The organism is Roseateles sp., from assembly GCF_031397715.1.
Lineage (GTDB): Bacteria > Pseudomonadota > Gammaproteobacteria > Burkholderiales > Burkholderiaceae_C > Paucibacter_A.
This window is the reverse complement of record NZ_JANNMI010000351.1, coordinates 1-7,925: the sequence shown is the minus strand read 5'-3', so window position 1 is coordinate 7,925 and position 7,925 is coordinate 1. Positions and strand designations below refer to the sequence as shown.

General features: G+C 63.5%; 10 protein-coding genes. 7 read left to right on the top strand and 3 right to left on the bottom strand.

What is annotated here, in order from left to right; all coding sequences use genetic code 11:
* The coding region (locus RMO57_RS15325) for an ATP-binding protein (protein WP_310388080.1) at positions 1-530 on the bottom strand (530 nt) is incomplete at its 3' end.
* 75 nt (positions 531-605) lie between these two features.
* Between RMO57_RS15325 and RMO57_RS15320 the strand changes: the two genes are divergently transcribed.
* From RMO57_RS15320 to RMO57_RS15290, 7 genes are all read left to right on the top strand, one after another.
* Positions 606-1,895: an amidohydrolase family protein gene (locus RMO57_RS15320; RefSeq protein ID WP_310388078.1), complete on the top strand. Its 1,290-nt coding sequence runs from the start codon at positions 606-608 to the stop codon at positions 1,893-1,895.
* A 37-nt stretch (positions 1,896-1,932) separates the two neighbouring features.
* A complete protein-coding gene (locus RMO57_RS15315) occupies positions 1,933-3,174 on the top strand; it encodes an MFS transporter (RefSeq protein ID WP_310388076.1) in 1,242 nt (413 codons plus the stop codon).
* Positions 3,171-3,296 (top strand): hypothetical protein, encoded by a 126-nt coding sequence (locus RMO57_RS15310; RefSeq protein ID WP_310388074.1) that lies wholly within the window; start codon positions 3,171-3,173, stop codon positions 3,294-3,296. The genes RMO57_RS15315 and RMO57_RS15310 overlap by 4 nt, the downstream gene beginning before the upstream one ends.
* Positions 3,296-3,871 (top strand): class I SAM-dependent methyltransferase, encoded by a 576-nt coding sequence (locus tag RMO57_RS15305; protein WP_310388072.1) that lies wholly within the window; start codon positions 3,296-3,298, stop codon positions 3,869-3,871. Before RMO57_RS15310 ends, RMO57_RS15305 begins: the two co-directional genes overlap by 1 nt.
* Before the next feature lie 25 nt (positions 3,872-3,896).
* On the top strand, positions 3,897-4,778 hold the full coding sequence (gene dapA, locus RMO57_RS15300; protein ID WP_310388070.1) for a 4-hydroxy-tetrahydrodipicolinate synthase: 882 nt from the start codon (positions 3,897-3,899) through the stop codon (positions 4,776-4,778).
* Between the two features lie 98 nt (positions 4,779-4,876).
* Positions 4,877-6,103: an outer membrane protein assembly factor BamC gene (gene bamC, locus RMO57_RS15295; RefSeq protein ID WP_414896439.1), complete on the top strand. Its 1,227-nt coding sequence runs from the start codon at positions 4,877-4,879 to the stop codon at positions 6,101-6,103.
* Between the two features lie 83 nt (positions 6,104-6,186).
* Positions 6,187-6,978, top strand: a complete 792-nt coding sequence (locus RMO57_RS15290) for an MBL fold metallo-hydrolase (RefSeq protein WP_310388066.1) — start codon at positions 6,187-6,189, stop codon at positions 6,976-6,978.
* A 94-nt stretch (positions 6,979-7,072) separates the two neighbouring features.
* On the opposite strand, the gene RMO57_RS15285 is transcribed toward RMO57_RS15290, so the two are convergent.
* The gene (locus tag RMO57_RS15285) at positions 7,073-7,309 is read right to left on the bottom strand and encodes a hypothetical protein (protein WP_310388064.1); all 237 of its coding nucleotides are present in this window, start codon (positions 7,307-7,309) and stop codon (positions 7,073-7,075) included.
* A 180-nt stretch (positions 7,310-7,489) separates the two neighbouring features.
* On the bottom strand, positions 7,490-7,925 hold a 436-nt coding region (locus tag RMO57_RS15280), incomplete at its 5' end, for a hypothetical protein (protein ID WP_310388062.1).

Below are 7,925 nucleotides of genomic sequence, written 5' to 3'. Positions count from 1 at the left end.
CGGTCGCCTGGCGTGGCTTTGCGCAGGGCCTGCTGCTCGACCACATCGCCCCCCGCGAAGGCCATTGTCGCGACCTGACCTTCGCGATAGACCGTCACCGCCAGGCGCTTGGCCAGGGCATTCGTGACGCTGACGCCCACGCCGTGCAGGCCGCCCGAGAAGCTGTAGGCGCCGCCCGAGCCCTTGTCGAACTTGCCGCCGGCGTGCAGGCGGGTGAAGACGATCTCGACCACCGGCACGCCTTCTTCCGGGTGCAAGCCAAAGGGGATGCCGCGGCCGTCGTCGGCGATCGAGACCGAGCCGTCGCTGTGCTGGATCAGATCGATCCGCTTGCCGAAACCGGCCAGCGCCTCGTCGGCCGCGTTGTCGATGACCTCCTGGATCGTATGCAGCGGGTTTTCGGTGCGGGTGTACATGCCCGGCCGCTGTTTGACCGGCTCCAGGCCCTTGAGCACGCGGATCGAGCCTTCAGCGTAAGCGCCGACGGCCGAGGAAGGGTTGGTGGAAGTGGGAGTTTTGCTGGTCGCCATGGCCAGGATTCTAGGCGGCAGCCACCGGAGCCAAGCTCGAGGACAGAACAACAACGCGGCTAGCATGACGACCCTATGCGTCTCAAATCCTCTATTTTTTGCCTGCTCGCCAGCTTTGCCCTGACTGCCTTGGCCGAGCCCGCCGAGCCCAACCCACCGGCCTTCAAGGCCGGCCCGCCCCAGAGCATGGAGCTCAAGAACGCCCAGTGGTTTGACGGCAAGGGCTTTGTCAAACGCGGCACGCTCTACGTCAAGGACGGCAAGTTCAGCGCCCAGAAAATCAAGAAGCCACAGCGCAGCCTGGATTTGATGGGGCAGTTTTTGATCCCGCCGCTGGCCGAGGCGCACAACCACAATCTGCAAAACGCCTGGGGCTACGGCCGCTTCACAAACAACTATCTGCGCGACGGCGTGTTCTATGCCGCCATGCATTGCGGCGAGCCCAAGGGCGCGGCCGCCGTGCGCGGGCTGGCGAATCAGCCGGCCGCGCCGGATGTTCTGTTCGTCACGGCCTGCATCACCTCCTCGGACGGTCAGCCGCTGGCGCAGTTGCTGGGCGACGAAGCGGGCGCGCCCAAGCTCAAGCTCGACGATGTGGTCGACAAACTCGTGCTGATCATGGACAGCCCTGAACAAGTGGCGCAGAAATGGCCGCTGGTGGCCCCTCGCAAGACCGACCTGGTCAAGCTGATGTTGAGCCGCTCCGACAGCCCCGAGCTGCGCGCCGACCCCAAGCAGCAGGGCCGGCTGGGCCTCAAGCCGGATGTGCCGACTGCCATCGTCAAGCGCGCCCACCAGGACGGGCTGCGGGTGATCGCCCATGTGGACACCGCGGCCGACTTCGCGCTGGCCCTGCAGTCCGGCGTCGACTGGATTGACCATCTGCCCGGCTATTTTTTCCATGAGGGTCTGGGCGTCGAGGCCTACCGCATCAGCCCAGAGATGGCAGCCGAAGCGGCCAAGCAGCGCGTGGCGGTGACTACCGGCACCGCCGCCGCGACGCTGTTCCGTGCGCCGCCCGAAACGCTGGCCGCTTTGCGCCGCCTGCAGATTGAGAACCTGCACACGCTCAAAGCCGCCGGCGTCAAGCTGCTGCTGGGCTCCGATGTCTTCAACGGCAACGCGCTGACGGAGCTGCGCCATCTGGACAGCCTGGGCGTGTTGGACCGCGCCGCGCTGTTGCGCCTGGCCACCATCAGCACGCCGCAGGCCTTGTTCCCAAAGCGGCGCTTAGGTTGCTTCGAGCCCGGCTGCGAGGCCAGCTTTTTGCTGTTGACGAGCAATCCGCTGAATGATCTGGACGCGCTCAGCCGGATCCAGCTGCGGGTCAAGCAAGGCCGGGTCCTGAACCTGCAATCACCGTGACAGACAAGCACAAGCAAACCTGGCTACATTGCGAGCGATGAATACAGCAAGCACTTCTCCGGCCGCCCCGGCCCGCCTGTCGATGAAGCAGGTGCTGCTCTGCGGCGCCTTGATCGTCACCATGTCCATGGGCATACGCCACGGCTTCGGTCTGTTTTTGCAACCGATCACCATGGACCGGGGCTGGACACGCGAGACCTTCGCCTTCGCCTTGGCGATTCAGAACATCGCCTGGGGCATCGCCGGCCCGTTCACCGGCATGCTGGCCGACCGCTTCGGGCCGTTCCGCGTGCTGATGGTCGGCGGCCTGCTGTACGCGGTCGGGCTGGTGCTGATGGCCTTGTCGACCTCGGGCCTGGCCTTCACCGGCAGCGCCGGACTGCTCATAGGCATTGCCCAGTCGGGCACCACTTATGCGGTGATCTACGGCGTGATAGCCCGCAATGTGGACCCGGCCAAGCGCAGCTGGGCGATGGGCGTGGCGGCGGCGGCCGGCTCCTTCGGGCAGTTCCTGATGGTGCCGATGTCGAACTGGCTGATCAGCTCGAACGGCTGGCAGGACGCGCTTTTCATCCTCGCCTGCATGTCTTTGATCATCATTCCGCTGGCCTTCGGTCTGCGCGAGCCTAAGACGGCGGCAGTCGGCGCGCACAACCATTCGCAAAGCATAGGCCAGGCGCTGCGCGAGGCCTTCGGCTATCGCAGCTTCCAGTTGCTAATGGCCGGCTACTTTGTCTGCGGCTTCCAGGTCGTCTTCATTGGCGTGCACATGCCCAGTTACCTGAAGGACAACGGCCTGAGCCCGCAGGTCGCCACCTATGCCTTGGCCTTGATCGGCCTGTTCAATGTCTTCGGCACCTATGCCGCCGGCTCGCTGGGCCAGCGCTTTCCCAAGCGCTACATCCTGGCCAGCATCTACGCGCTGCGCTCGGTCGCCATCGTCGCCTTCCTGACCGCGCCGCTGACCCCTACCTCGGTCTATCTGTTTTCGGCCGTGATGGGGGCCTTGTGGTTGTCGACGATTCCGCCCACCAATGCGGTGCTGGCGCAGATGTTCGGTATCCAGCATATGGCTATGCTGAGCGGCTTTGTTTTCTTGAGCCACCAGATCGGCAGCTTCCTGGGTGTCTGGCTGGGCGGACGCCTGTACGACCAGACCGGCAGTTATGACGTGGTCTGGTGGTTGGCCGTAGCCCTTGGCGTGATGGCCGCCCTGGTCAATCTGCCGGTGCGCGAGGAGGCGATCGCCCGGCCGACTCCGAGGCCAGTCGCAGCATGAGCGGGCCGGCACGCTGGGGTCTCAGACTGGCCGCCGCGCTGCTGCTGGCCGCCGTGTTCCTCAGCTATTTTCAAGCGGACCTGATGGTCCAACTGTCCGAACGAATCTGGGCTTGCTTCTGATGTCTTCCACTTCTTCTTCCGCTTCGAAATGGTTGCGGCGCTGGCCGCAGGCGCTGGTCGCCGGCGGCACGGCGCTCGATCTGGCCTGCGGCAGCGGCCGCCATGTCCGCCATCTGGCCGCTGCAGGCATGCAGGTGACCGGTGTTGACATCGACGCCGCCGCTACCGACGGTTTAGAGAGCTGCGCCGAAATCATCACCGCCGATATCGAGTCCGGCCCCTGGCCGCTGGCCGGCCGGCAGTTCGATCTGGTGCTGGTCACCAACTACCTCTGGCGCCCGCTGATCCCCTTGATCACGGCGGCCGTGGCGCCCGGCGGCTGGCTGATCTACGAAACCTTTGCCCAGGGCCAGCAAAGTATTGGCCGGCCGGCGCGGCCGGAGTTCTTGCTACAGCCGGGTGAGCTGCTGGACGCCTGCATGGCCTTGCGCGTGGTCGCTTTTGAGGACGGTTTCGAGCTGATGGCCGTCAACCCACGCTTTGTGCAGCGCGTTGCTGCCGTGCGCGATCTGCATGACGGGGTTTTTCAGCGTTACGCCTTGGACCGGACCGAAGCCATCAGCGACGCTGAGTAGAATCGCAGGAAAAATAGGAATCGCAATGAACGGATTAGTGGGCAGCATCGTGGCACTGGTGACACCGATGCAAGAAGACGGCAGCGTTGATTACGCCGCGCTGCGCAATTTGATCGACTGGCATATCACTGAGGGCACCAGCTGCGTCTGCGTGGTCGGCACCACCGGCGAGTCGCCGACCGTCAGCATGGACGAAAACCGCCAAGTCATTCGCGCTGCGGTGGAACATGCGGCGGGCCGGGTGCCCATCATGGCGGGAACCGGCGCCAATTGCACCGCCGAGGCGATTGAGCTGAGCCGTTACGCCAAAGAGGTCGGCGCCGACTGCACCTTGTCGGTCGTGCCCTATTACAACAAGCCCTCGCAGGAAGGCATCTACCAGCACTACAAAGCGATCGCCGAGGCCGTGGACATCCCCATGATGCTTTACAACGTGCCCGGCCGCACCGTCGCCGATATGCAGCCAGAGACGACGCTGCGCTGCGCCGGTCTGCCCGGTGTGTTCGGCGTCAAGGAGGCCAGCGGCAATATCGAGCGCGCGGCCCAGCTGATCAAGCATGCACCCAAGGGCTTCTCGATCTACTCGGGTGATGACGGCACCGCCATTGCGTTGATGCTGCTGGGCGGGCACGGCAATGTCAGCGTGACGGCCAACGTCGCCCCGCGCCTGATGAGCGAGCTCTGCCGCGCCGCCTTGGCCGCTGATGTAGCGGGCGCGACCCGTATTCACTTCCAATTGCTGAACCTGCACAAGCAGCTGTTCTGCGAGCCCAGCCCAGCACCGACCAAATGGGCATTGTCAAAATTGGGCCGCTGCCAGAACGCGCTGCGCCTGCCCATCACCCTGTTGACGGCGGCCGGCCAGGTCAGCGTCGAGCAGGCGATGCAAGAGGCAGGTTTGCTCTAATCAGCGGTGCCGCCGCAGTCTGCTCTAATCCCCCCACCAGTTTTTTTGAAATGCGGGCAGCACAAAGGCCGCCCGCAGCCGACCTGATTTCCTCGGAGATGTCTAGCGTGACTCGTTCCTCAATTGTTAGCTCCACGGCCACCCCTGTGCGCCTGGCTTGCCGCTTGGCTGTGCTCTCCATGCTAGGGTCTTTGGCGGCCTGCAGCACGCTCGACAACACCTTCTCGACCGAGAAGGTCGACTACCGCAGCGGCGCGCGCCAGACCACCGGCCTGGACATTCCTCCCGACTTGAAACAACTGGCCCGAGACAGCCGCAACCAGCCGCAGGGCGAAAGCGTCAGCGCTGCGACGTTCCAGCAAAAGAATAAAGAGCAAAAAGCCGGCGCATCCAGCCTGCCCAGCAATTTGATCGCTCTCAACGCGGTGGCCGATATGCGGGTCGAGCGCAGCGGCGCCCAACGCTGGTTGGTCACCTCGCTGACGCCTGAGCAGTTGTGGCCGCAGGTGCGTGAGTTCTGGCAGGAACGCGGCTTCGAAGTCCTCAAGGATTCGGCCGAAGTGGGCGTGATGGAAACCAATTGGAACGAGAACCGCGCCAAGCTGCCGCAAGACATCATTCGCTCAACGATTGGCAAGGTCTTTGACAGCTTCTATTCGACCGGTGAAAAGGACATGTTCCGCACCCGTCTGGAACGCAGCGCCAATGGCGTCGGCACCGAGGTCTTCATCAGCCACCGCGGCATGCAAGAGGTGTACACCGGCAGCCAGAACGACAACACAGCCTGGCAGCCGCGCCCAAGTGATCCGCAACTGGAGGCCGAAATGCTGTCGCGGCTGATGCTCAAGCTCGGCGCCAAGGATGAACAGGCGAAGGCAGCGCTGGCATCGGCCACCGCACCGGCCGGTACAGCGAACGCAACAGCGGGCAGCGCAGCGGCGGTAACCGGCGTGGCCGCGGCCGCCAGAACCCGCAGTCTGGCTGAGGTGCCTGATGCCTTGCAGGTCAACGAAGGCTTTGAGCGCGCCTGGCGCCGGGTCGGGCAGTCGCTGGACCGTCACGGCTTCACGATCGAAGACCGCGACCGCAAACAAGGCCTGTTCTTCTTGCGCTATGCCGACCCAAGCCAAGCCGGCAAGGAAGAGCCCAATTTCTTCCAACGCCTGTTCTCCAGTGACACCGCACAGGTGGCCACTCGTTACCGCGTCTCGGTCAAGTCCGAGGGCGAGCGCAGCACGGTGATGGTGCTGGACGACAAGGGCCAGCAACAGACCAACGAGAACGCCAAGCGCATCCTCAACTTGCTGATGGACGATTTGCGCTGAAGGCCGCCTTCGCCTCTTGACCGAACGCCGCTTCCGCAAGGTAGGCGGCGTTTTTTATTTTCACAGCCGAGGTTCTGCTAAACATGCGATTTTGCAGCTTAGGAAGCGGCAGCGGCGGCAATGCCAGCTTGGTCGAGGCCAGCCAAGGCATCACCCGCACCCTGCTGCTGATTGATTGTGGTTTCAGCCTGCGCGAGCTGACGCGCCGCCTGGCGCGGGCCGGCAGCAGCCCGGCCGAGCTGGACGCCATTTTCATCACCCATGAGCATGGCGACCACACCGGCTGCGCCCTAGGCCTAGCGCAGCGCTACCGCATTCCCTTGTGGACCAGCCGCGGCACTTGGCGCGCGATCAGCCAGTCGGCGGCGGCGACCGATTTCGACCTTAGGTTGCTCCATCTGATCAAGGACGGCGACTGCACGGAGCTGGGTGACATCCAGATCAGCACGTTTGCGGTGCCGCATGACGCGAATGAGCCGCTGCATCTGCGCTGCGCCGATGGGCGGCGCGCCGTCGGCGTGATCACCGACCTGGGCCACCCCTGCCCGTCGGTGGTGCAGGCGCTGCAGGCTTGCCACGGGCTCCTGCTGGAGTGCAACCATGACGAGGCGATGCTGCGCGCCTCAAGCTACCCCGCCGGCCTGAAGCGCCGCATCCTCGGCAGCCATGGTCATCTCTCCAACGAAGCTGCCGCCGAACTGCTCAGGCAGTGCCTGCACAGCGGGCTTGAACATGTGGTGGCCGCCCATCTGAGCGAGCGCAATAACTCGCCCGCGCTGGCGGCGGCAGCGCTGGCAGCCGTACTGGGCTGCCAAAATGATGAAATTCCGGTCGCCAACCAGGCCGACGGCAGCGCCTGGTTTGAGCTCGCGTAGCTTGAGCTCAGACAGCGCGCTGAAACAGTTTCAGACGTAAAAAAACCGCCGGGCTGGCGCCGGGCGGTCTTTCAAGAATCAGAACTGAATCTGATTACTTGGTGACGGCAGAAGCAGCGTCAGTGGCGGCAGCGGCGACAGCCGAAGCGGCGTCAACGGCGCTGGTAGCAACTGCGGAAGCAGCAGCAGTAGCGGCAGCGTCAGTAGCAACTGCCACAGCCGAAGCGGCCTCAGCAACAGCAGGAGCCACAACAGCGGCTTCTTCTTTTTTGCCGCAAGCGGTCAAAGCAACAGCAGCCAGCACAGCAGCCAACAGGATCGACTTGTTCATACTTATCCTCAAAATTCGTTAAACGAAATTGCAATTACCGGTAATTTTTTGAAGCCCAACAACTCAAACCTAACCTCTCGGCGGCGTTTGTTGCTGAAAAACTTCGGCATGACAAGACTAGGAAACCTCGAGCGCTTCCATCGCCTAGCCGCAAATTATAGCGTGGTGATTTGAATCGACTTAGAGGCCCAATGTCGTAACAGCAAACGATTCGCTGGAACGTTGCGCTAATGCATCAAACCACTGGCGGTTCGTGAGCGCTTCCTCGGTTTCTAGCGAAACCGCGCCGCGCCAAAGCGTCTTGTCGAACAAGCGCAGGCTGACGGCATGTTCGCCTTTGCCGGCCGCAAAAACTGACACGGCACCACCACGCGACCCGGCCGCGGCCAGGGCTTCCGGGCCATAGGCCATGGCCTGCACACAATGACCCCAAAGCCCGCGCCAACGCACAAAGCGCGGATGGCGTTGACGCAAGTCCTCATACTGCGCGGCCAGCAAATGCAAGCGCCGGTGGGGCTTGGCCCAAGCACTCAGCGCTGCAAGTAACTCGGCATCTGACCAGGGCCAGTCAGCCAAGCTTTCATCGAAGCAATAGAGATCGTTGATGTCCGCCGCG

Coding starts and splice junctions, on each gene's coding strand:
- RMO57_RS15320 (WP_310388078.1), top strand. CDS start 606: ATGCGTCTCAAATCCTCTATTTTTTGCCTGCTCGCCAGCTTTGCCCTG.
- RMO57_RS15315 (WP_310388076.1), top strand. CDS start 1,933: ATGAATACAGCAAGCACTTCTCCGGCCGCCCCGGCCCGCCTGTCGATG.
- RMO57_RS15310 (WP_310388074.1), top strand. CDS start 3,171: ATGAGCGGGCCGGCACGCTGGGGTCTCAGACTGGCCGCCGCGCTGCTG.
- RMO57_RS15305 (WP_310388072.1), top strand. CDS start 3,296: ATGTCTTCCACTTCTTCTTCCGCTTCGAAATGGTTGCGGCGCTGGCCG.
- dapA (WP_310388070.1), top strand. CDS start 3,897: ATGAACGGATTAGTGGGCAGCATCGTGGCACTGGTGACACCGATGCAA.
- bamC (WP_414896439.1), top strand. CDS start 4,877: ATGTCTAGCGTGACTCGTTCCTCAATTGTTAGCTCCACGGCCACCCCT.
- RMO57_RS15290 (WP_310388066.1), top strand. CDS start 6,187: ATGCGATTTTGCAGCTTAGGAAGCGGCAGCGGCGGCAATGCCAGCTTG.
- RMO57_RS15285 (WP_310388064.1), bottom strand. CDS start 7,309: ATGAACAAGTCGATCCTGTTGGCTGCTGTGCTGGCTGCTGTTGCTTTG.